At 41.0% G+C, this 22,320-nt stretch carries 19 protein-coding genes and 2 tRNA genes; 6 read left to right on the plus strand and 15 right to left on the minus strand.

What is annotated here, in order from left to right; translation table 11 throughout:
• Window positions 1-36 precede the first annotated feature (36 nt).
• From AACR75_RS12255 to AACR75_RS12270, 4 genes are all read right to left on the minus strand, one after another.
• Window positions 37-1,038 carry a hypothetical protein gene (locus tag AACR75_RS12255; protein ID WP_047687830.1) on the minus strand — a complete coding sequence of 334 codons (1,002 nt, stop codon included), beginning with the start codon at window positions 1,036-1,038 and terminating at the stop codon, window positions 37-39.
• Between the two features lie 70 nt (window positions 1,039-1,108).
• Window positions 1,109-2,626 carry a hypothetical protein gene (locus AACR75_RS12260; RefSeq protein ID WP_047687831.1) on the minus strand — a complete coding sequence of 506 codons (1,518 nt, stop codon included), beginning with the start codon at window positions 2,624-2,626 and terminating at the stop codon, window positions 1,109-1,111.
• A 97-nt stretch (window positions 2,627-2,723) separates the two neighbouring features.
• Complete coding sequence (locus AACR75_RS12265; protein ID WP_231564155.1) at window positions 2,724-3,893, minus strand: tyrosine-type recombinase/integrase; 1,170 nt, start codon at window positions 3,891-3,893, stop codon at window positions 2,724-2,726.
• Window positions 3,894-4,132: 239 nt separating this feature from the next.
• Window positions 4,133-4,372, minus strand: a complete 240-nt coding sequence (locus tag AACR75_RS12270; RefSeq protein ID WP_001084862.1) for a helix-turn-helix domain-containing protein — start codon at window positions 4,370-4,372, stop codon at window positions 4,133-4,135.
• A 224-nt stretch (window positions 4,373-4,596) separates the two neighbouring features.
• On the opposite strand from AACR75_RS12270, the gene AACR75_RS12275 reads away from it, so the two are divergent.
• Both AACR75_RS12275 and AACR75_RS12280 read left to right on the plus strand, forming a co-directional pair.
• Window positions 4,597-5,217: a hypothetical protein gene (locus AACR75_RS12275; protein WP_047687833.1), complete on the plus strand. Its 621-nt coding sequence runs from the start codon at window positions 4,597-4,599 to the stop codon at window positions 5,215-5,217.
• 172 nt (window positions 5,218-5,389) lie between these two features.
• The gene (locus AACR75_RS12280; RefSeq protein WP_031854366.1) at window positions 5,390-5,683 is read left to right on the plus strand and encodes a hypothetical protein; all 294 of its coding nucleotides are present in this window, start codon (window positions 5,390-5,392) and stop codon (window positions 5,681-5,683) included.
• Between the two features lie 302 nt (window positions 5,684-5,985).
• Here AACR75_RS12280 and dcm read toward each other — a convergent pair whose 3' ends face one another.
• The 7 genes from dcm to AACR75_RS12315 form a co-directional block, all read right to left on the minus strand.
• A complete protein-coding gene (dcm, locus tag AACR75_RS12285; protein ID WP_047687834.1) occupies window positions 5,986-7,644 on the minus strand; it encodes a DNA (cytosine-5-)-methyltransferase in 1,659 nt (552 codons plus the stop codon).
• 74 nt (window positions 7,645-7,718) lie between these two features.
• Window positions 7,719-9,167 (minus strand): MvaI/BcnI family restriction endonuclease, encoded by a 1,449-nt coding sequence (locus AACR75_RS12290; protein WP_047687835.1) that lies wholly within the window; start codon window positions 9,165-9,167, stop codon window positions 7,719-7,721.
• Between the two features lie 273 nt (window positions 9,168-9,440).
• On the minus strand, window positions 9,441-9,845 hold the full coding sequence (locus AACR75_RS12295; RefSeq protein WP_047687836.1) for a DUF6088 family protein: 405 nt from the start codon (window positions 9,843-9,845) through the stop codon (window positions 9,441-9,443).
• Window positions 9,846-10,108: 263 nt separating this feature from the next.
• Complete coding sequence (locus AACR75_RS12300) at window positions 10,109-10,297, minus strand: hypothetical protein (protein ID WP_000342585.1); 189 nt, start codon at window positions 10,295-10,297, stop codon at window positions 10,109-10,111.
• Between the two features lie 9 nt (window positions 10,298-10,306).
• Entirely contained in the window at window positions 10,307-10,690 is a 384-nt protein-coding gene (locus tag AACR75_RS12305) for a hypothetical protein (protein WP_045545715.1), read from the minus strand.
• Window positions 10,683-12,014, minus strand: coding sequence for a tyrosine-type recombinase/integrase (locus AACR75_RS12310; protein ID WP_047687837.1), 1,332 nt, complete (start codon window positions 12,012-12,014; stop codon window positions 10,683-10,685). Before AACR75_RS12310 ends, AACR75_RS12305 begins: the two co-directional genes overlap by 8 nt.
• A gap of 79 nt (window positions 12,015-12,093) precedes the next feature.
• Window positions 12,094-12,184: transfer RNA gene (locus AACR75_RS12315), tRNA-Ser, on the minus strand.
• A gap of 525 nt (window positions 12,185-12,709) precedes the next feature.
• Between AACR75_RS12315 and AACR75_RS12320 the strand changes: the two genes are divergently transcribed.
• Entirely contained in the window at window positions 12,710-13,600 is an 891-nt protein-coding gene (locus AACR75_RS12320) for a formate dehydrogenase accessory sulfurtransferase FdhD (protein WP_047687838.1), read from the plus strand.
• A gap of 10 nt (window positions 13,601-13,610) precedes the next feature.
• Window positions 13,611-15,920 (plus strand): FdhF/YdeP family oxidoreductase, encoded by a 2,310-nt coding sequence (locus AACR75_RS12325; RefSeq protein ID WP_047687839.1) that lies wholly within the window; start codon window positions 13,611-13,613, stop codon window positions 15,918-15,920.
• Between the two features lie 76 nt (window positions 15,921-15,996).
• Here AACR75_RS12325 and AACR75_RS12330 read toward each other — a convergent pair.
• The 3 genes from AACR75_RS12330 to AACR75_RS12340 all read right to left on the minus strand — a co-directional run bounded on the left by AACR75_RS12330 (window position 15,997) and on the right by AACR75_RS12340 (window position 18,190).
• A tRNA-Pro gene (locus AACR75_RS12330) sits at window positions 15,997-16,073 on the minus strand.
• A gap of 62 nt (window positions 16,074-16,135) precedes the next feature.
• Complete coding sequence (locus tag AACR75_RS12335) at window positions 16,136-17,941, minus strand: DUF3413 domain-containing protein (RefSeq protein WP_017049110.1); 1,806 nt, start codon at window positions 17,939-17,941, stop codon at window positions 16,136-16,138.
• A 24-nt stretch (window positions 17,942-17,965) separates the two neighbouring features.
• On the minus strand, window positions 17,966-18,190 hold the full coding sequence (locus AACR75_RS12340; protein WP_013856392.1) for a YejL family protein: 225 nt from the start codon (window positions 18,188-18,190) through the stop codon (window positions 17,966-17,968).
• An 84-nt stretch (window positions 18,191-18,274) separates the two neighbouring features.
• Between AACR75_RS12340 and yejK the strand changes: the two genes are divergently transcribed.
• Window positions 18,275-19,276, plus strand: a complete 1,002-nt coding sequence (gene yejK, locus AACR75_RS12345) for a nucleoid-associated protein YejK (protein WP_017042553.1) — start codon at window positions 18,275-18,277, stop codon at window positions 19,274-19,276.
• A gap of 173 nt (window positions 19,277-19,449) precedes the next feature.
• Entirely contained in the window at window positions 19,450-20,646 is a 1,197-nt protein-coding gene (locus AACR75_RS12350) for an Hpt domain-containing protein (RefSeq protein ID WP_047687840.1), read from the plus strand.
• Between the two features lie 110 nt (window positions 20,647-20,756).
• Here the strand turns inward: AACR75_RS12350 and nhaC are convergent, their stop codons facing one another.
• A complete protein-coding gene (gene nhaC, locus AACR75_RS12355) occupies window positions 20,757-22,193 on the minus strand; it encodes a Na+/H+ antiporter NhaC (RefSeq protein WP_017048541.1) in 1,437 nt (478 codons plus the stop codon).
• Between the last annotated feature and the right edge of the window lie 127 nt (window positions 22,194-22,320).

Below are 22,320 nucleotides of genomic sequence, written 5' to 3' on the forward strand. Positions count from 1 at the left end.
CAATTAAATCAACATTAAAGATAACAATAGCATACCTTATTGTTCACTTAATGGCTTATTGAGAGAATCACTTTTCTCTCCCCTTTGTGAAAGCTGCTGCTCAAGCTTTTGGTTTCTGGTGTTCAGATCGGTTATCGTCTCTTGAGACTGACGTAAACTGTTTTCCAATAATTTATTGTTAACTGAAAGCGCTTGATGCTCAGCTTGTACCTTTCGAAGAAGTTTGTCTGATTCCGCAAGTGCTGTTTGTGTTGACTTGAGATCAGCCAGTGTTTCGTTCAGTTTCTGGGCTGTATGTTCATAACGTTCTACTTGTTCTGACAGTTTCGACTCATATTTTTTTGCTTCATTACGTGAATATTCAAGCTGTACCGTTTGCGCAGCAAAACCTTTCTCAATTTTTGCTAAGCTAGCCTTTAGCTCATTGATAGTCTCATGATGACTGTCTAGCTTTTCCGTTGTATGTTTTAGAGAGTTTGTAAGCTGGTTGTTCGTCTTGATTAGATCAGATTGCTGATGCCTAGACTCCATAAGCAATTCGTCTATGTGTTCAATTTTTTCTTCGAGTGATTCATTCAGTTCGATTTGCTTTAATAGTCGAACTTCCATTTCAGCATACGTATTTTCTGCCATAGCTTGAGCTTTGATTGCTAAGTCAGTTTTTGTATCGAATTCGTGAATACGAGCATTCATCAAGTTTTCATAATGTTGATGAACTTGGCAATTTAAGGATGTGGTAATGCGCTGAATTATCTTGCAAATTTCTTGCTCAGACTGGGCTAGTAGATTTTGAACCTCAATGGGTAATTCATAAGAAGCGATTACAGGATTTTCTCTAGCAGCAGTATTTTGCTCTTTACGCGTCGTATCAATTTCACCAGAGTCGATTAGTCGTTCCAAATCTCTCTTGATAGTTGATAATTTTCCGCGCCCCAACTGTTCTTTGATACGCCATGTGGATACTTCATCTCCTTGACTTAAAATTTCTTGCACTATGTGAATAAGATCTTGATCTGTATAAGATTTAGGCCTAGCCATTATCATCACCATTATTATTGTTATTATCAAGGTTTGTTAAGTAACTAACTTACTAACTTACTTACTAACTTTACTTATCGAGCTGCTGTGTCTCACGATCAGGCATTTTGTTTGGTTCCAAATCGACGGATTTCAACAGTATTTTGGCTCTTGTTTGCATGTGTGACGGGAGCATGAGCATTTCTTTCATTGTCGTATCTAAAAAGGATTCCACCATCTTTTGTTGCCCTGATTGCTGGGCTTTTAACCCGAGGAATACCTTCTGACAGAATCGGCTAAGAGATTCAATAATTCCATCCTTCAACGAGTCTAAAACTCGTTCAAGTTTGCGTCTCTCAGTTCGAAGTTCAGTTATTGTTTGATGTTGAATCGTTAACTCTTGGTCATTTTGCTCTTTTTGATCTTCTTGCATCATCAATTCACCTTGCACGATGCTTTGCTGCATGATGGTTTCGTCTAATAACTGTTTTTGTATTTGTGTCTGCTGCTCAAGCTCAGTCAGTTTGGCTTGTTGAGCTTCAATTAAGCGGTTCTGAAAGTTATACGTTCTCTCTTCTTTTGGGAGTTTCGACTCTCTGTTCATTTGCTTCCTCTGCTGAGAGCGGCGCTCACTTTCAGGAGCCAGCTCCGCGTGAAGGCCTTTACAATGAAATAAATGCTTGTTAGCAAAATCAAAAACTAGTCGTTGGAAGTATTCGCCAAACTGCTTGTTTTGAGATCTGTTTAGTTTTCCGCCTTTAGGAAGCAATTCGATTTTTGGATGTCGGTCTTGGATATAACTGTTCACCACAGCAATCTGTGCTTTCAGTAGATCAAACTCGCCAGTCACTGAGTTTTGCGCTGAAAGAAAGTAATGTGTATGTACTCCCGTATCTTCATCTACTAATCTTTCATCGTCGTGGGCGACAACAAAAAAAATCGGATACTCTGGAAAGTGATGCTTCAAGAAAAACTCAGTAAAGTGAATATACTCTTCCGTGGTGATTAATTTATTGCTCACCCCCCATTTTGCTGGAATTTTAAAAATTCCTTCTTGTACATACAGGTTATTGGCATTTGGAAAGGAAACCAGCTGATTGTGTGCGTCTAGGTACTTTTCCAGCATCTTGATACGTTGCGCTTTATATGTCATCGGAAGCAGCTTAAATCGCGAAATTTTTCTGTATGAACAGCGACCTTCTGTATTTAAAATGTCATTAAGAAACTCAGCAGCTTTATCATTCCCAGCTTTTAACAAGGACGCAATAGCCTTCTTGATTTTGTGTTTATGGCTGGTGCGTTGACTTTGTAACTTCTTATGCATATGAAGTTTTGGAGCGGGTGCCACTTGATATAGTAAGCTCCACTTTTCTTCATGCCTCCACTGGTCTAAACGGGTGATGTTCCCGTTTACATATATTTTGTTGAAAGGCAATAACTCAGGTAACCATTGTATTGAAGTTTTTGTTTCAAATGGTTCGAAATTTCCATCTTCAGTTATGCGATGAGTGATACGAAGCGAATGCCTTAATGATGCCTCACAAGCTCTTCGGTCATCTTGTCTTGATGTATAGTTTACTCTGCTATGATAATGATGAATTGTCTTCATACCCGACCTCCGCAAGGTCGAGTAAACAACTGTAATAGAAAGCCAACTGGTCGTTGTATTTGTATTGCACTTTTACAATACGTGTTATTAAGAGTGCTCATCGCGCACTCTCCATAACGCTTTCTTGTTGCTGAGGTGCTTGAAATTTTTGCGATGCATCCAATGCAAGCTTAGTTGCAAAAGGCAGCTTTACGTCACTGTCTGGTATGAGTAACCCAAAAGAGTCTTGTAAATGCCGAGCAGCTTGTAATGAACAATCAGAGGAGTCTTCACGGATCCACTTTCCGTAGTGACGATCAATCATTTTGGTGTCACTATGCCCCATCTGCTGGGCTAACCACTCCTTGTTGATGCCAGCTGTTAGGCATTGAGATGCAAATGTGTGACGTAGCTGGCCAACTCCGCGATGTCTCACACCAGAAGCAATGAGATAGTTTTTGAAAAAACGCTCAGTGAACTCTTTAACATCTGTGAACGGTTGATTCGTTTTAGTATTCACGAAGATGAAGTTAAGAGATTCTTGTTTTAATGTTTTATTATCGCGTTGCAAAACATTCACGGTTTTACTTCGACGTTTTCCCATGAGTTTTAGCTGTGATTTCAAAATAGAAATAGCAAGCGGGTTTAGATCGACATCGCGCACCGAATCTGTTGTTTTCGGGCATTTATAAACATCAAGTACACAAGCACGACGAACATAAAGTTTTTTGTTTTTCCAATCGACATCGTCCCAGCACAAGGCGATAAGTTCGCTAATACGAAGACCTGTTAGGATATCCAATGCTGTTGCATTTTTTACTTGCGGGCACACATCGTTGCAATTCGATAGTCGAGCGATTTCTATCTTGGTGAAGGGATCGGGTTCTGTTTTTTCTACCAATAAGTTCTTTATGTTTTCCATGGGATTATGATCGATGATCTGATCCGCTAAACCTGTAGAAAAAACAAAGCGTAGGATAGTTAAGTGCTCATTAATAGTTTTATTTTTTAAGTGTGAATGCCAACCTGCAATCGTCATTCGAAGAGTACTATGCTTGATAGAACGTAAGTCATCTTTACCAAAAATTTTACGTAATCTGTTGATCCGAGGTTGTTCCCCATTTTTTGTGGATTTAACTTTGCGATACTCACCGTCCGCAATAAAAATGTCTAGATAGTGATTGAAGCTTTGAGTGCTGCTCATTGTTTTTACTGTCATAATTATTTCTCTTTTTCGATTTTTGATTGATTCGAAATGGAAATTACGACCAAGATAAAAACTTGTCAAACACACAAGTTACTGAAAAATAACAATAAATTATTTACTCTGACCTTGTTTATATATAATAAAAAACAAGCGATGTTAAATTTAAGATAATTTATCAAGCGGATAAGGAGTTGGAGTTTCTGGATTTACGGAAGCGAAATTTTTTTCGTAAAAATGAACTGTTTGAACAAAATTTAACCAATTCCGCAAAGGTAGCTAATTGGGGATTGATAGTTCAGAGAAGTTAAAAGGTGATTTCATCAGCTAATGTCATCAAAAAAAACATTGACGCTGACATCAAGAACCACAGCCAGATTGTGTAAGATTTCATCCGTCACACGTATCATGCCCGTCTCAATTTTTGCCAATTTACTACGAGTCATATCGATTCCGCGTAATGTCGCAATACGCTCTACATCCTGTTGAGACAACCCTTTGCCTAAGCGTGCTTTTTTTATATTTTCGCCCGTGATGTTCTTTGATTTTGTGATCGAGTTCATAGTAGTTAATGCACCAATATGGGTGCATTGAACTATCTCAGATAGTACTATACCCATGTGCACCCAAATGGGTGCACATGGGCTTTAATAGCATTTATCAAAATGATATCCGCTTCGATATCAATCAACTAATGGATTGAGATAGTTGTGCAACAACGAGAACCCATAGGACAAGGTGTTCGTATCTATCTCATTTATTTTTGAAAAATAGTAAGTAGGTTTAAATGGAACTCGCCATCAATCATTCGAAAGTAAAATCAGGCAATGGAAAAGCGAAATACTTTGTCCGTACAGGCGAAGTTATCTCGTCTAATCTCGAATCCACAACACATACCTATTCTGATACAACCGTAACGGGTAGATCGTACATAACCAGTAGAACTAAAAAGAAAACGGCATTTTGGCTTAGATTTGATAACGGACAGGAAAGAAAGTATGTACTCAATGGTGATGTAGACATTCTAAATGGTCAAAAAATAAGCTTACTATACTTGGAAGGGAAGAAGTCAACTTGCTTAGTTGGTATTGCGAATCATACAGCAGGTACATGTATTCCATACTTTAGTAGAACAGAGTTCCGTAAAGTATTTAAACCCAACAGAGAAAATATTACTTTGCTTACTAGCGTTGGTTTAGTGGGTAGTGTCGCCCTCTATCACTCTGAGGTCTGGAAGCATGATCTAAACATCGCCGAATGGTTGGTCGGCGGATTCTTCTATGTTGCGGGTGTCTTTTTTGTGTCGGGTTTGGTGTTTCTATTTATTGCATTAATTCAAACTATTTTAGACTTTGATTACTACTCGTTTAAGAAAGAAGTTACAAGTAACCTAAACAAAATTATTTAATAATTTAATTAAAAGGTATTGCTATTAATAGCGTGCCTTTTGTTTTTTTGAGTTTTAATTATTTAAGCTTTCTCATTAAATAAAGTTTAAATAATGTCTTTACAAATCAATTATTACTTGATAAATATATATTCAAGCCAGTGTGGTTAAGCTTATTTAAAGGAAGTGTAATATGAAAAATGTAGTGATTAAATTTAAAAATGGTCGTAAATCAAGTTATGTTATTGAAAAAGAAATCCTAAAAGAAAAAAACGAAAAGTTTCAACTTAAGTACAACAATATTTCTGATGAAGAAGCACTGCGTAGAGCGAATCAGATGCATTCTGAACATAAAGATAAGCCTGTATATCATGTGGCAAATAATTACTCAGGAAGTGAGAAGGTTAAGAAAGAGAACCGTGTTCCAGGTTTATACGGTTGCAACCGCTATAAGTCAAAGAAACCAGAAGTATTTAATATTTTATGATTTAACGTTTCACCACCATAGTTAATTCATTATTTAAGCCTCTAGTTTATGGGGAAACTATAAGAAAAAATAAAACCCCAGCTTTAAACTAGGGTTATATTAATATAATCAACAACTAATGCCGATAGATAATCGTTAAAGGCTATTCTGCAAGATTAACACAGATGAAATTATAAACATTATTTATAATTCTATCGCCGAGACTTTTATTGAATGGCTTAATTTCTAGGTTAATGTTATGAATTTCAAAGCTAAAAGTAGTACACCCTGATAAACAAAGTGATTTCAGGGTGTACTACTTGTTACATATAACTAGTTAACAATTTAGCCACGGCACTAAATACAGGCACAACAACAGAGTTACCAAACTGCTTGTATGCAGGCGCATCGGCACAAACAATACGGAATTCACTGTAAGGATCATTCACATCTTCAAAGCCCATTAGCCTTGCACATTCTCTTGGCGTTAAACGCCTTGGAGTTTTATACAGAGGATCAAACTCAGGGGCATAACGACCATGTTCTTGGTCATATTTAGCTTCGCCTTCTTTAATCATCTCTTTGTACTGTTTTTCCGTACACTCTGGGTTTTCTTTTGCGTATCGGTCAGCGAAATTAGTAGAGAACTCAAGACGCTCTTTGTTCTTTCTAAAGCCATGTTCACGGTTATCAGCAAGGTACTGTTCAGAGAGTCCTTGATGATTAATTAGTATCTCAGAGCCATCTTTGTAGTACCTCGCAGAAAGCGTTCTTGTCACAGCATTAGGATTTGAAGGGTCAACTAGTCCAAACCCAAACCCATTACCTTTACTTTGATGCTTCAGGGCATAGTGATACAGATAGTTCCACAAGTTTGGTGTTAACGTGTATTTCTTTGTCTCTTCTTCAGAAAGATTGGTCAGAATGTCACTAACGCGTAAGCGCTTTTGCGGAACTTCAATGTTTTTGAGAGACAGTTTTTTATACTCTGGATTTTTTTCTACGAGATCCTTACGCACTCCGACGAGGACAATACGTTCACGATGCTGTGGGGTAAAGTTCATACCGTCAATGATGGTTGGCTCTGGTTTACGTTTACGTACAACCTTGATGGCTTCTTCAATATCAGAATCAACATCGGTGATATCAGCCACCCAATAACCTACTTGGTCAAGCGTGCGTATGATTGTCGCGAACGTTTTGCCTTTATCGTGACTCTTGAGGTTCTTAACATTCTCTAGGACAAAGTATTTTGGCTGTCGTGCTTCTAGTACTTTCTGTACATCAAAAAACAGAGTCCCTTGAGTACCACACTCAAAACCGTGCGCTCTACCTAATGAGTTCTTTTTCGAAACACCCGCGAGTGAAAAGGGTTGACACGGAAAGCCAGCAAGAAGTACGTCATGCTTAGGAATATGTTTCAGAATGCTAGCCTGTTGTTGTAGCTCTGTTGCTTCAGGATCACCACTGAGAGTGATTTGAGTGATATCCATGAAGCTAGTATTTTTCGCACCATCTTCTTGCTCATTATTCAGGAAATATGGCAGTTCTGACTCATCTACATAATGATTTGCTAAGTAAGTTCGTCTGGCTTTTTCATCCCATTCACTAGTAAAAACACATTTTCCCCCAACGTTTTCGAATCCCTTGCGTAAGCCTCCAATACCAGCAAATAAGTCAATAAAGGTAAAGTTTGGCTTGTCCCAATGAGCAGGTTTTTTAGGGAGTAAAGTTGATCTCAATTTCTTTAGAGAACTATCACCAAGTGAAATAGGATTAGCTACAGGATCGGCTTTCCAACGATTCAGTTTCTCTCGGCTGATCTCGCAGAACTCTCCACCTAATTCTTGAAACTTAATGGCTAAGTTCTTTTGATCATATATTGTAATCAATAGTTTAAGTAGCTTATTTGTTTCTTGATGGCAATGCTCGATATAGCTCTCAAACTCTTGATCGCCTTTTAAAGTTGTATACTGATTCATATAGGTGACAAAAAGGGAATATTGTGTGCAAAAGTAACACACATTAATCCCTTTTTATAGACTTGAGTGACGTTTTATTTAGGATTGAGCGAAATAAAATGAACCTCTTCATAGAGTTCACTGGACGCCTTGTATATGTCATTGATACGCCACTGTGAGCGTCGCTTACTTTGCTTAGCATCAGTTGGATGAAATTTCGGTGCAGGATCAAGATACACAGTACCACTATGAATAGCTTGGAAAAGCCTCTCAGCATTAGTATTAAGACACCAGAGAACTTCATCTGGAAACTCAATCTTAAACGTATACCCAGCAGCTAAACTGTTGGGTTCATCATTTGGTAGTTTGGTTGCAGGTATATAGACGACCTCGTTGTGTTTAGCACCCCAGCAGTTTAAGAGGCGCTCGATGGACCAACTAGCTGCGATTTTTCCTTGTCTATCTTCTAATACAACTTCCATTCCCGTCATTTGCTTAGTAATGGGTTTCTTTGGGTTATATAGACCATGCTCAAAATGAGTAGTTTTTTTGCCGTTTTCATCTTTAGTTACAATGGGGTGAAAACACTGGATTTTTAACGTGAGCTGCGTTTTTTCATTTTCTTGATATGCTCTATGTAACCCTGTCAATCGATACACATCATTCTTCTTGTAACCATAAGTCGTCATAAAATCAGGAAAACTCTCCTTATACAGTCCTCCATCTGGCTCAGGAGTGAATAAGGTAAGCTTCTTGCGAGTAAAACATTTCAACTCAATACCGAAAATATCACCTTCTTTGTCAGCATTTGGCTCAATTCCCAGAGCATGCTCAAGTGTATAACCATGCACCTGCGAGCCAGTGAACGGTACTGTTTCACCTAGCTTGAGTCGGCAACCAAGCAAGGTTTTACCTGCTACATTAGCTTTCAGTAATTCTTTGAGCTTTTCTGTGCCGCTATCTTCACCGAGATCTATGGTGAACGCCTTGCAAACTTTTGAGCCGAAGTAGTTTTCAAGCTGATTAAATTGTTCAATGAATAGTCGGTTGGGATCCACAACTAAAACGGCAAAAGCATGACCTGAACGATTCGCACCTAAAACTAAGTAACGAGGTAAATAATCAGCCCGTTTAGTATATTCAATTGACATACAGCGAGGCATTTCTCGATTCACTGTTTGGAAGCCAGAGAGCCTAGCCTCTGGATACTGAGCATATACGATAGCTTTACACTGCTTAGCTCTTACCGCGTTACCATCTGTATCTAGCCATGAAAAATGGTGGAATTCAGCCTGTGGAATTAGCTTGCCAGGGTCTGAGGATCGCTTTGTTTCACTTGAACTTTCACCTCTATCACTAAACCTCAAATCAAAAATAGAGTTAAGTAGACTCGCATCTGAATGAAAATATACTTGGTTTTTATCGTTGGCATTCTTGGGTAATGATTTAATCAGTGCAATACTACATTCGTGCTTCTTTAATAGGCCACGCACATCATCTAAGTCATTGATATTTAAGTGGTCATATTGGTTTATTTCGTACACTATGATGTCTCGGTAACCTTATTGTTGGCTACGAAAGTACTCAGATTTATTCTTATATTCAATGAGATAGATCGAGTATTAGAAAGGTTGTGATATTAACTACGCAGATAATTGAGCCATTTACCATCCGCTATTAGCTAAACTGCTGATAAAATTCAAACTATCTGTACAACAACAAGCTTTAAATTATGAAGGATAAATTATCACTATATCCAACTTAAAGAGTCAAAGCATCGGAAACCTCTAAGAATTCTTGTTTTAGTTTTTTCATCGTCAATTTTGTGGGTTAAGCACTCTGTTACCTACGACTAATTTGCGATTAAATTGCTTTGGGTTCCACGAGTACTGGACGGATGAAGGGATTTGAGTACTCTGACCTGAAAGGCTTTGCCAAGAGAGGCTATCCATTTCAAAATCGACGCCTTTCATCTTCAAAATTTCACGCATCAGTGCATCAGTACCGCCAGGGTGTGTGGGCATAGGTTTACCCGTTAGGCTGTTGAGTTTGGCTTTGGTATACAGACCGTAGCCAATCTTAATCAAATCACCTTGTTTAACTAGTTGTCTTAGCGCTCGTCCAACCTGGTCGTAGCTTGCTACATCATCAAAGTCTTTACGTTCAAAGACGTAACGTCTAGAGCGTTTTATCTTTTGATAAATACATTCAATGGCTGTCATTTGAACCGCCTTCGCTTACATATTGGCTTCAGTATAACTTACCATGTTGCCAATAGGAATAAATACGGCATTTCAATAAGACAAAATGCGGCATAAAGATAAAGAAGATCGTTTTTAACTATTTGTATTTTAATTATTTTATTGTAAAATCGTAAATTATCACCTTACTCGAAATAGTTTATGCCACCTTATTTAGGTTCTGAACGGCTAGATTCTGTATTATTTTTTAAATAGGCGGCAGAAGCCGCCATGTCTCGATGTTACTACTCTTGTCTATTCAGCTCTTTTGCAATGACTTTAAGTACTTCCGCCGTGATATTTGCTGCTTTCGCTCTGGTAACGATTTTAATATTGTCACCATATTGAACCCAAGCATCCCCATCGTTCACAATTCTAACCATGGCAAAAGTATCTAAAGTCAGAGCATTGTCTATTAGTTGATTATCATCCATCACAACTCTCTACATCAAATTGACGAAAACTGAGAATGGTACTTGGATTCCATTCGTTTGAAGTCGCATTCCATGCTTCTCTAGAAAGTGCATTAGAAACAGAAGCTTATCCTCACGTTCTTGTTCATCTTCTTGCAATTCATAACCCAATATTAGTTTTAGCTGGCTAAATGACTCTATAGTGGAATAAATTGAATAGACACTGTCTAGCTCATCGAAAATTGTTCGGGTTGGGTTACGCCTCAAAGACAACTTAAGTCGATAAACTCGGCGGATATGTTCGATGTTTATTCCACAACTGACTAGATGCGTAAAATCATATTCTTGAGTGAAATCTGCATGTTCCAACGCTTCTGTCACGGCTTGAAGCTCAAAATTCGCTAGTTTACGCATCGTTTACCTCCAGACATGGAAATTTATTAACTGCTTCATGCAATTGATGAATTTTCGCTTGTTTTCCGTATCGTCCGAAGGTGATATTGGGATGAGCATGACCAACAATCTCAGCCACTATGTGCTCAGGTGTATTAGCAATCTTTAACTCATCGATAAAAGTGTGTCGGAACGAGTAGGCAGTTGGCCGAGCATTGGGTTTCATTCCAATGGCTGTTTGTAATTTTCCTAAGTTAGTGCGGTATCGAAATGACCAATCTTTATTCTCGCCATGTGGTTTATAGTTAAACAACTGTTTCTGCTTTTGCTCTCGGCGCTCTTGCACATACTCAAGAAACCCTCCTTTTATCAATTGATTGTGCAAGGGAACAATGCGGAAAGCATTGGTCGTTTTTAGCCTCTGATCCGCTTCGGAATCAGAAATCGAGATGCATGAGACACCATCAATCATTTGGATATTATGGGTTGTTAATTGACAAACCTCTGAAGGGCGGCATCCTTGGTAAATTTGCAGTTTAGTTGTCCACTGAAACTGAGCGTCTTTTTTACGAAATTCAGAGCTGGATAATAGCCTTTTGATCTCTTTCAACTGCCAGCGGTCACGTTGTTGTGATGCTTTTGTACCACGAGTCTTCGGTGCTTTTATGGCTTTGAAGACATTTTTATCAATGAGTTCAATTCGTTCGCAGTAATCAAAGAACTGTTTGTTAGCTGAAATGTATTCTTTTACCGTTTTGCAGCTTAATCCTTTTTCAATCAAGTGATCTCTGTAGGTGGTGGCAGCTTTGGCAGATAAGCTGACGTTTTGCTTGGTCAGATAATCCAAGAAATTGGTACAACGCTGATTCAACTGCGTCAGAGTCAGTGGTGTCACTTTTTCCAAGCGTTTACTATGGATAAAGTTGCCTAACTCGGTGATGAGTACTTGTCTGTCAGCCAGATTACGGTTTACGGTTACTTCAGGAGCAGGAGCAGGAGCAGGTTGAACCTTTATCCTTGCCTCATTATTAATGCTAACTATTGTACATTGTGATTGTGGGTTATCCTCATTGGGAAGGTTAGAGCTAAACTGCTGGCGAACCTTTGCTACTTGAGCATCAAGGTCCATTTTAAAACTGGCGTAAGGAATCCTCTCAGTGAGTGCTTGCTCGTACAAAGTGTGGATTACACCAGAAAGCTGAGAATTACGCTTAGAAGCAAGCCTACGTTGCTTAGTCAGAAGTGAGAGTCGAACCTCTCTCGGATAGCCAAGAGAAGTCTGTAATGCAACAGGAGTGGAAATACGTGTATAAAACACGTTATTGCTCAATTTAATCAAATACATATGTATCACCTATTTGTATTAGGTGACATTTGATCGTCTTAAAACGAGAAAAGCCCTTGATAAATCAAGGGCTTGAATGTGGCGGAGAGATAGGGATTTGAACCCTAGGATAGCTATTAACCATCGCCGGTTTTCAAGACCGGTGCTTTAAACCACTCAGCCATCTCTCCGTGTGGTGCGCATAATAGCGAGGCAATTTTACTTTGTAAAGTCTTGAGCTGATCGTTTGCTGGTTTTGTATACAATTGACGATAATTTTCCACTAATGGCTTGATTCTTAGCGCCTTGTTGGAGAAAAAATGTACATTAATGCGTGCTTCGTTATGGCGCATTTTTTATTTGGTTGCTGGCTTAACGGTGAATTCTTACGATGTTTGCCTGATGCTCTCTTGTAGTATCAGGCTACCGGAGTTTCATAAATGGAATGTTATTTCTTTTTTATGCTTTTATGTTCATATAATGCTTGAACCTCTGGGAATGACGGGTAACAAGCTAAAACTGGCAGGGAAATGGTACTAAACCTGAACCATAGCCAAAAGATGGCTTTCTTGACCCTGCGCAAGGTGAGGAGTAATTTGCAGCTTCCTGTGTTTAAGGCACTGCTTCCATTTCCAATCATTAAGTACAGAGTGTTTGCAGGAGTTTATCTTGCACTCACCTATGCTGATGATTGAAATCAGTCAATAAAAAGAACCATGCTAGAAGAAACGACAACCAATGACCCTCATGATGCTCAACCTGAGGGGACTGAACGCATTTATCGCCAACGTTTTGATTCCAAAATAGGGTTTCAAAATGAATACGATATTCTTGCTATTGAAGAGCCTTTACAAATCAGTTTGCAATGGAATGATACGGTTACTAACAAGCTGCATATCGAAGAGTGGAGCATGACAATGCGAACGCCCGGTGACGATGCCCATCTCATCGGTGGCTTACTTTACACGCAGCAAGTGATCGATTCATATGACCATATACTCAATATGGAATTGGTTGACGACGAATCACGCCATGGCCAGAATCACTGGTTGGTCACGCTCAATCATCCATACACTGATGTGATTCAGCATCAGGCCCGTCGTTATATGAGCCAGTCGAGCTGTGGCATTTGCGGTATGACATCCATCCGAGCCTTGAGTTTGAGGCGAGAAATTCGTGTTGATGATAGCCCGAAATGGCTCTCTTCTGATGTTGTTATTGCGCTTCCTAATCTGCTTCTTGCTCATCAACCACTGTTTGCAAAAACGGGGGCGGTGCATGGTGCGGGTTACTTCGTGAATGGCGAGTTGATTGCCGTTGCCGAAGATGTGGGCCGCCATAACGCAGTGGATAAGTTGATTGGTCGAATTTTGAGTGAGCAACGTTGGCACCCGCAAGGGGTATTGATTCTTAGCGGCCGAGTGAGTTTTGAGTTAATGCAAAAAGCGGCCATTGCTGGCATTTCAGTGGTGGTGGCTGTTGGTGCGCCATCACGTTTAGCGCTCGATATGGCGCGTCAGTTCGATATGACACTGATTGGTTTTATCAAAAAAAATCAGTTCAATATATACCATGGTCATGCACGTTTGCAGTCAGTGAAAGAGTGAGAAGAAGAATATGAGTATTAAACAATATACCGGTTCGGCTGGTGGTTGGGGAGCGCTAAAAAGCACCGCGCATCATCTATTGAAAAGTCATAATGTTGCCAAAAATATTTCCAATCTTTTAAAAACCAACCAAGACCATGGTTTTGACTGTCCGGGCTGTGCTTGGGGTGAAAAACATGTCCCAGGGCGTTTTCGTTTTTGCGAAAATGGCGCTAAGGCCGTCAACTGGGAAGCCACTTCTCGACGCGTTGGGGCGGATTTCTTTAGGCAATATTCGGTCACTTGGCTCAATAAGCAGAGCGACTATTTTCTCGAATCTCAAGGGCGTTTAGCGGAACCAATGCGCTATAACGCTCAAACGGATCACTATGAGCCAATCAGCTGGGATGAGGCGTTTGCACTGGTTGCACAACACCTCAATCAACTCGCTAGTCCAAATCAGGCGGAATTTTATACATCAGGCCGCGCGAGTAATGAAGCTGCATTTCTATACCAGTTGTTTGCGCGCCGGTTTGGTACCAATAATTTTCCTGATTGCTCAAACATGTGCCATGAAGCGACGAGCGTCGCCTTGGTTCGCTCGATTGGCATTGGTAAGGGAACTGTGACTATTGAGGATTTTGAAGAATCCGATGCGATTCTTTTATTTGGACAAAACCCAGGAACGAATCACCCTCGTATGTTGGAAACACTGGCGTCAGCCTATAAGCGTGGCGCTCGGGTCGTTGCGTTTAATAATTTAAAAGAGCGAGGATTGGAGCGTTTTACTAACCCGCAAAATCCTTTTGAAATGTTAAGCAATGGTTCAACACCGACCACTAGCCATTATTTCACTCCTAAATTAGGCGGAGACATGGCGGCGGTTCGTGGCTTGGTGAAAATTCTTCTGGCTCGTCATCAGCAAGCACAGACCCGTGGTGAATCGATATTCGACCTTGATTTCATTGCCCAGCATACCGAAGGGATCGAGTCTTATTTAGCCATGGTACAGGCTACGTCGTGGTCAAGTATTATTGAACAATCTGGGCTCACGCAACAAGATCTAGAGCTGGTGGCAGATATTTACCAAGGCGCTAAACGCGTGATCGTAACTTGGGCAATGGGGGTGACTCAGCATAAGCATTCGGTGGCAACCATACAAGAGTTGGTCAATCTACAATTACTGTTTGGCCAAATTGGTAAGGATGGTTCTGGGGTATGTCCTGTCCGTGGCCACTCAAATGTGCAAGGTGACCGCACGGTTGGAATTAATGAAAAACCGCCTGCATTTCTACTCGACAATATTGAAAAAGTACTGGGCTTTACGCCACCAAAAGCGCATGGCCATAATGTAGTTCATGCTATTGAGGCGATGCTACGGGGTGAAAGTAGAGTCTTTATCGGTTTAGGAGGAAACCTCGTTGCTGCTGCGCCCGATACCGAGCGTGTCGCACAAGCAATGAAAAACTGTAATTTGACCGTAAACATTGCGACTAAACTGAATCGGAGCCATGTCAACCCGGGCAAGGATGCGTTGATCCTGCCTTGTTTAGGTCGGACAGATATTGATATTCAGGCTCAGGGGCCACAGAAAATTACCGTTGAAGACTCATTCTCCATGGTTCATGCCTCTTCTGGGCGAATTGATGTTACAGGAGAGATGATGCGCTCAGAGCCTGCCATTATCGCAGGAATGGCAAAAGCGGCCTTAGGGGAGGGAAATCCAATCGATTGGCAATCCATGGCCGATAATTACGATAACATTCGAGATTTGATTGAAAAGATTATCCCAGGATTTGCCAATTTTAATCAGCGGCTCAAAGGGCCTGGCGGTTTTTATCTTGGTAATTCAGCGCGTGAATTTAATTGGAAAACGCCCACAGGAAAAGCGCAGATAAGCAGTAATGCACTTCCTGAATTTATCGTTCCGCTTAAAACTCAGCAGATGACCAAGAAACCGATTTTTGTGTTGCAGACGATGCGTTCGCACGATCAGTACAACACCACGGTTTACGGTTTGGATGATCGTTACCGAGGTGTATTTGGCGAACGTAATGTCATCTTCATGAATGAAAAAGATATTGAGCAGCTGCAATTAAAAGCGGGTGTACGAGTCGATATTGAGACACTGTGGGATGATGGTATTAAACGTGAAATTTTGGGCTTCAAAGTGGTCGCCTATGTAATTCCTCAAGGGAATGTGGCGGCCTATTTCCCTGAGGCAAATGCACTCATTCCATTGAGCAGTAAAGGCGACTTTAGTGATACCCCGACATCAAAATCTATTGCCGTTGTCATTCACCCAACCAAAGTTGCACCACTGTTAGTTCAAACAGACTAAAAAATCAGATACTAAAGCAAAAAAAATCAGATACTAAAGCAAAAAAGAGAGCCGAAGCTCTCTTTTTTTAGGTGTATGGTCGGACTGAGAGGATTTGAACCTCCGACCCCCGACACCCCATGACGGTGCGCTACCAAGCTGCGCTACAGTCCGATTGGCGTAATCTAATCATTTATCCCTTTAGCGTCAAGAGATAATCTTGCTAACGACCTGATTTAATTATCTTTGGCGTAAAATCTCTGCAATTCAGTTAAGCCTTGCATCAGTACTGGTAACGCTGGGCTAGAGTCTTTCTGACGTTGATAGTTTTCATCAAACAGCTTGAAGTTGCCAAATTTATCAATGAGAGTCGTTTGGGTATCGGTAATCAAGGCTAATTCACGGGCATCACCGGCTAAAATCCACTTCCTTTTGTTTTCATCAAACAAGTTTCTACCACTGCTAAATTCAATAGGGTTGGATGAAGCACCTAACAGATCCTGTAAAAGCGTGACTGAAAAATCTAAGTGACTTGAACGGTGTGAGTATTCCCCTGCCATTTTTCCAGGCCAATGGATGATCATCGGCACTTGTAACTGGTATCGGCTGTAATTGCTGTTAGCACCCCAGCTGTTAGTTTTTGTCTCGTTAAACTCCGCGCCATGATTTGAGGTGATCACAATCAGCGTATTGTCTTGCAATTGTAATTCGTCAATCTTAGTGAGCAGCAGACCTATTTCTTGGTCGGCTGCATTGACCGAGTTATTGTAACCAGCACGCAGGCGATCGCTGGCACTACCTTTACTTGACCGAGGGTCAAAGTCATTAAAGTTGTCAACGGTCGTCAATTCCAAATAGCTGAACCAGGGTTGTTCGGTTTGCTCGGATACCCATTTATGCCAGCGTTGTATAGTTTGGTTATCTGTGCTCGATTCTTGATCAAAAGGAGCTTTAGAGACCGTTAAAGTGCGGAAAATCGTCTCTTCGTATAAGGTGTCGTCAAAATTATCGCCACTAAAGAGGCCAAACTGATAATTCTGTTTTTTCAATACATCTATCAGTATCGGAGGGGTACCTTGTGAACGAATGGCGTTGGCATAACTGCTTGGTAAGCCATAAAATAAGCCAAAGATCCCAAACATGTCATTACTCGAGCTGTAATGATTATTAAACTTCAAATTTTCTGTCGCAAATTGGTAAGTGTTGGGCATGATTTCAGCTGTCAGCACATCACTTCTTAAATTATTGACACTCACTAGCAAAATATTGAGATTATTTGCTCTGCGGCCAAATTGAAGAGGCTCAAGAGGATAACGAACAATGTTAAGGTTCTCTTCATTATCCTTCAAACGCTTTAAGTACACATCACGATCAAATAGACCGTGTTTTTCCATGAACGATTTTGCCGTCATTGGATACGAGAGCGGGAAGTTTGATTTTTGGCTGGTCACTGATGTTTCTAAATACGCATCAGACCAAACGTAAATAAGGTGGCTGGTAATAAAACTAATGAAAAATACCGCCGCGATGGGCCGGCCAACGTGTTTATGCGATAGTTTTCGCTGCTTACGCCAAACCCACTCCGAAAGCCCAAGTTGTAAGAGGAAAATGAGCGGCATGACCACAAACAGATGCTGTAAGTCGGCGGTGATAGCGCTGGTCTCATCGCTAAAAAGCAGTTCCCATACAATCGGTGTTAAGTGCAGGTTGATTGCTTGATAAGCTTGGGTATCGATTAATAAGAGTGTGAGTCCTAACGTTGCAAAACAGACCGCCACGAAGCGAAATAGTTTGCGCGACGGAATGATGAATGTCAGAGGGAATAAAACCAGCAGATAGAGTGCAAAGACCAAAAATCCAAAATGGCCGACCCAAGACACAGCTAAATAAAACTGCCCCAACAAGGTTTCAGGCCATGGTGATTGTACGATATATCGAGTACCAATAAGCATTGCTGCAATGATATTGAAGAAAGCAAACCAATGCCCCCAACCAACCAACCGTGATACGCGTTCACCGTATGTATTTTCGCTATCTGCCATGTGATTTTCTATCTATGCATTCTATTAGTGAGTAGTAGTTTCTAAAGACGACATCAATGCCTGAGCAAATTTTTCCGCAATCGCCTTACGCTGTGAAGCGGCAACGTTTTGGTTTAAGACATTCGTTGCAATGTTTCCCGCAATCATGAGAGTAAGCTCAGGGGAAGCACTATGTTTAGCGAGGATGGCAGCAACTTCTGTCAGGATATTTTCAATTCTTTCGTCGCTGTATTTAGATGTAATAGGCATAAAGACTCTAATGATGATAGTAAAAGCGGCTTATGATAACCTACAATGCCTTACAACTGAAACCAGAACGATGATAATTTCACTATGAGTCTTCACCTTTCCAACGTGATTTTGCACCAATTAAGCAAAAACGAGCAAGATGAGTTGGTGGTTAAATACCGCTCTCAATCTTTAGATAATGATACGTCTGCCGAAAATTTAGTGGCTGAGTTGCATCGCGTGTTTAATTCGAAAGCGAGCAAAGGTTTTGGTTCGTTTAAGTCGGACAGTGATTTTCAAACTTGGTTGCAAGAACTTCGTCAAGGTGAGCGTGATTTTTACGATTTTTCACAAATCAGTGCTCAACGGCTGAAAGATGAATTATCAAAGTATCCGTTTGCTGATGAAGGGATCTTAGTGATGGCCGAATATCAGTCACTGGCTACTGATTACCTATTTATTGGGCTTTTACCTCTCAACCAAAGTTTGAAAGTAACAGAGGGGCTCGACATTAGCGCGACAGATTATCTTGATATCAACAAAATGGATATCGCGGCGCGTCTTGACCTCTCAAGTTTTGAAACGGACAAAAACTCAAACCGCTACCTTGCCTATATCAAAGGTCGCGTTGGTCGAAAAGTGTCGGATTTCTTTCTTGATTTTCTGCAAGCCGATGTCGGGTTAGATACCAAAGTGCAAAATCAAGTACTGATGCAAGCGGTACAGGATTTTTGCACGGATTCTAAGCTAGAAAAAGATGAAGCGATCGGTTACAAGAAGCAGGTTTACGATTACTGCAATGAGCAAATTAAAGCCGGTGAAGAGGTTCATATTCGTGAGTTGTCTGGTGAATTACCTGCTAGCCAAGACGGCACGGGTTTTTTCGAATATACGCAGGCACATGGCTATGAACTGGAAGAGAGCTTTCCTGGTGATCGTTCTACCGTGCGTAAACTGACCAAGTTTGTCGGTGCAGGGGGCGGTTTGAATGTGAGCTTTGATAGCTTGTTATTGGGAGAGCGTATTTTTTATGATCCTGAAAGCGACACGTTAACCATCAAAGGCACGCCACCGAATTTAAGAGAACAGTTAACGCGCCAGCGTTAATCGTTTACTACTAAGAGAGCTTGATATGGCTCTCTTTTTTGTCTTTTCTCCCGATGTACAACTCAGCACGGTCCAAACTTTAGGTTTATGCTTGTATTAATTACAAGTACAAATTGGTAATCACAGTGTTTGGGCAAAAGAAATCAAAACGATTCAGCGTGAGATCGTATGGAGTGATTCTGTTTGGTTGGTTAATCTCCGTTGGTCTTGTGTTTTGGCAAAGCCATTTAAGCTACCAAGCCATGCATGCGGTGAAAGAGTTACATTACAGTGTTGAAGAACTTAAAAGTTCACTCTATTTTAAAGAGCCTTATCGTTCGACGCGAGCGAATGATATCGCGCTGAATGTACAGCTACTCTATTCACTTAGGCTACAGCTGGAAGTTGAGCACCGAGATTTTTCATGGCGACCAGATATTCAGCAATTGCTTCATGTGACTGATCGCTATATCACACTGACCAAATCGTATTTGTCGATTGAGCTTAATATTCAACCCTTGGTTGAACGCCTACAAGTGCTGCGCGATAATCCCACTAATTCAGAACAACTCAAGCAAATGTATGTGGTGTTAGGCGCTTATGTATTTGAAGCGATGTTCAGTGACACTGAGCAAAATCCGGGCATCTATCGAGCATTAGATAAACTCTATGTGGATGGGCAATCTTTACCAGCCATTCAGAAAAAAGAGTTAGAGCAGACATTAGCACAAGCGTCTGATTTACTGAATCAATACGCCCAAGGTGCACGTTTGGTCGACAATTTAATCAATCACTCTATTTACAATCAGCTTATCCATGTTGAAAACCAATACCATCGTCTTTTAAACATCTATGCTTATCTTGTCACGGGGTTAAGTGGTGGTGTTATGCTATTGCTGGGTTGGTTGATGTTTCGGTCATCAGTTTTAACTCGTTCTCATGTTAATAAAGTTCCCAGTGCTGCGAAAGAGGATGCGTCATCTGAGATAAATCCCAGTCGTGTTTTGTCTACAGAAGAACCACAGGTGGAAACATCGGATCTTTCTGATGATTTGGCCATCGATATTGAATCCATGCTCATAACTCTCAATGGCGATGTTGAGTCTGTCACTCTACTGTTGAGCGTATTTATACAAGATCATCAGCATGATGCCACTGAATTGAAAAGATTGGTGCATTCTGATTTGGAGGAGGCGCAGCGCCGAGCACACAGCCTGAAAGGCGTCGCGGGCAATCTTGGTTGCCGTTCACTCAAGCAGATAGCGTCAGAAATAGATCAGCGACTTAGTCAGAAGCAACGACCTACGGAGAAGCAATTGGGGTTATTAACAACGCAATTAGCGGCCGCTATAGCCAGTGCGCAACACTACCTTGATCAAAGAAAACGATAAGCCAGTTCTATCGTGTCAGCTTTAAATGGTGATTCTGCTTGTAGTAAAAAAGAGCTCAGTTGAGCTCTTTTTTAATGGTTTTTTAGTTCAATGACTTTTGCAATACTCTGCTAGGCTGACTGTTGGTTGAGAACCGGTGCTTGTTCAGCACTATCTGCTGGTGCAGTAGGTTCACATTTATCAACAAACCAACCCATGTAAGAGGTAAAAATGGTCACCAAAATACAGACAAAGCTTAGCCACATAAAGGGGGCATATGAGAGCGTTGCAACGCCTAGAATGCTCGCCATGTAGATGCCATTATCGCTCCATGGCACCATACCGGAGGTGAGTGTGCCACCAAATTCAGCGTTACGTGATAGGTTCTTACGCTGATAGCCTAAACGATCATAGTTCTTGGCACAGATTTTAGGGGTCAGGATGAGTGAAACATACATAGCTGAGCCAAAAACGTTGCCCATAAATGCAGTACCAATGGTACTGGTTGCCAGTGAACCTGCGCTTGTCACGCGGCGCTCAAACAGTTTTGCGATGGTTTCAAGCACACCCACTTTATCTAGCAATCCACCAAACCCGAGACCAAAGACAATCACGGCAACAGAACCAAGCATAGAGGACATGCCGCCTCGGTTTAAGATTGAGTCAATGAAGCCAACGCCAGATTCAATATTGTAAGGTGCCCATGCGGTATTGAAAGCTTGCAAGAAGTCTACGTCTTGGATCATCACAGCCCAAATGATGCCCAGCAAAGAACCAAAGCTAATTACAGGAAACGAAGGCATTCTCATCGCAAGCAAGCCAAGTACAATCAGCACTGGCACAAAAGAGTATGGGGTAATGTAAAACTGCTGTTCCATCGCCTCAATCACGCTTTGTACTTGAGACATGTCTACGTTACCCGCATAGTGGAAACCAAATAAGGTAAACATGATACCCGTGATCACGTAGCTGATAAGCGCTATCGGCAGCATACCTTTAATGTGCTCCATCACTTCAACGTTAGACATCGAAGACGCAAGAATAACGGAATCAGATAATGGCGACATTTTGTCACCAAAGTAACAACCTGAAAGTACTGCGCCAGCGGTGATTGGTGCTGGAACGCCAAGACCTTGACCAATCCCCATCATGGCAATCCCCGCGGTACCAGCTGCACCCCATGAGGTTCCAGTTGCTAAAGCGGTGAGAGAGCAGATGATCATCGTTGCAAGAAGGAAAATAGAAGGATGGATTGCTTGAAGACCGTAGTAAATTATGGTCGGCACGATCCCGCCGGAGATCCAAGTACCAACTAATGCGCCAACAGCTAAAAGTATCAACACGGCACCTAAACCATTAGAAATACCATTCAGTGCTGCTTTTTCTAATTCTTTATATTGGTGACCTAAACGAACACCGAGCACAATAATGATGAACCAGCCAATGTATAAGGCCAGTTGGATAGGGAGATCGAGTTGAGCTGTAAACGAAAACGCGAGTAACAAAAACAAGCCTAGAGCAATAATTACTTGAATTAAGCTGGGTAGGCGTTGAGGGGCTTGCGTCATAAAAGAGCCTCTTGTCAGATTTATGATCTAAGGACAGAACGGTGCCCTTATTGAGTTCGATCGCACTTTACAATAGTTAGCATAATATATCGACATCAAACACCTCGGATGTGATTTATGTCGTTCA

It is taken from the genome of Vibrio sp. ZOR0018 (genome assembly GCF_963865925.1).
Taxonomy (GTDB): Bacteria; Pseudomonadota; Gammaproteobacteria; order Enterobacterales; family Vibrionaceae; genus Vibrio; species Vibrio anguillarum.

What these genes read in the sequence shown, in the direction of transcription:
- AACR75_RS12255 (WP_047687830.1), bottom strand. Translation starts at nt 1,038, where the DNA reads ATGGCTAGGCCTAAATCTTATACAGATCAAGATCTTATTCACATAGTG.
- AACR75_RS12305 (WP_045545715.1), bottom strand. Translation starts at nt 10,690, where the DNA reads ATGCGTAAACTAGCGAATTTTGAGCTTCAAGCCGTGACAGAAGCGTTG.
- AACR75_RS12325 (WP_047687839.1), top strand. Translation starts at nt 13,611, where the DNA reads ATGAGTATTAAACAATATACCGGTTCGGCTGGTGGTTGGGGAGCGCTA.
- yejK (WP_017042553.1), top strand. Translation starts at nt 18,275, where the DNA reads ATGAGTCTTCACCTTTCCAACGTGATTTTGCACCAATTAAGCAAAAAC.
- AACR75_RS12300 (WP_000342585.1), bottom strand. Translation starts at nt 10,297, where the DNA reads ATGGATGATAATCAACTAATAGACAATGCTCTGACTTTAGATACTTTT.
- AACR75_RS12340 (WP_013856392.1), bottom strand. Translation starts at nt 18,190, where the DNA reads ATGCCTATTACATCTAAATACAGCGACGAAAGAATTGAAAATATCCTG.
- dcm (WP_047687834.1), bottom strand. Translation starts at nt 7,644, where the DNA reads ATGAATCAGTATACAACTTTAAAAGGCGATCAAGAGTTTGAGAGCTAT.
- AACR75_RS12295 (WP_047687836.1), bottom strand. Translation starts at nt 9,845, where the DNA reads ATGACAGCCATTGAATGTATTTATCAAAAGATAAAACGCTCTAGACGT.
- AACR75_RS12310 (WP_047687837.1), bottom strand. Translation starts at nt 12,014, where the DNA reads ATGTATTTGATTAAATTGAGCAATAACGTGTTTTATACACGTATTTCC.
- AACR75_RS12280 (WP_031854366.1), top strand. Translation starts at nt 5,390, where the DNA reads ATGAAAAATGTAGTGATTAAATTTAAAAATGGTCGTAAATCAAGTTAT.
- AACR75_RS12260 (WP_047687831.1), bottom strand. Translation starts at nt 2,626, where the DNA reads ATGAAGACAATTCATCATTATCATAGCAGAGTAAACTATACATCAAGA.
- AACR75_RS12335 (WP_017049110.1), bottom strand. Translation starts at nt 17,941, where the DNA reads ATGGCAGATAGCGAAAATACATACGGTGAACGCGTATCACGGTTGGTT.
- nhaC (WP_017048541.1), bottom strand. Translation starts at nt 22,193, where the DNA reads ATGACGCAAGCCCCTCAACGCCTACCCAGCTTAATTCAAGTAATTATT.
- AACR75_RS12275 (WP_047687833.1), top strand. Translation starts at nt 4,597, where the DNA reads ATGGAACTCGCCATCAATCATTCGAAAGTAAAATCAGGCAATGGAAAA.
- AACR75_RS12320 (WP_047687838.1), top strand. Translation starts at nt 12,710, where the DNA reads ATGCTAGAAGAAACGACAACCAATGACCCTCATGATGCTCAACCTGAG.
- AACR75_RS12270 (WP_001084862.1), bottom strand. Translation starts at nt 4,372, where the DNA reads ATGAACTCGATCACAAAATCAAAGAACATCACGGGCGAAAATATAAAA.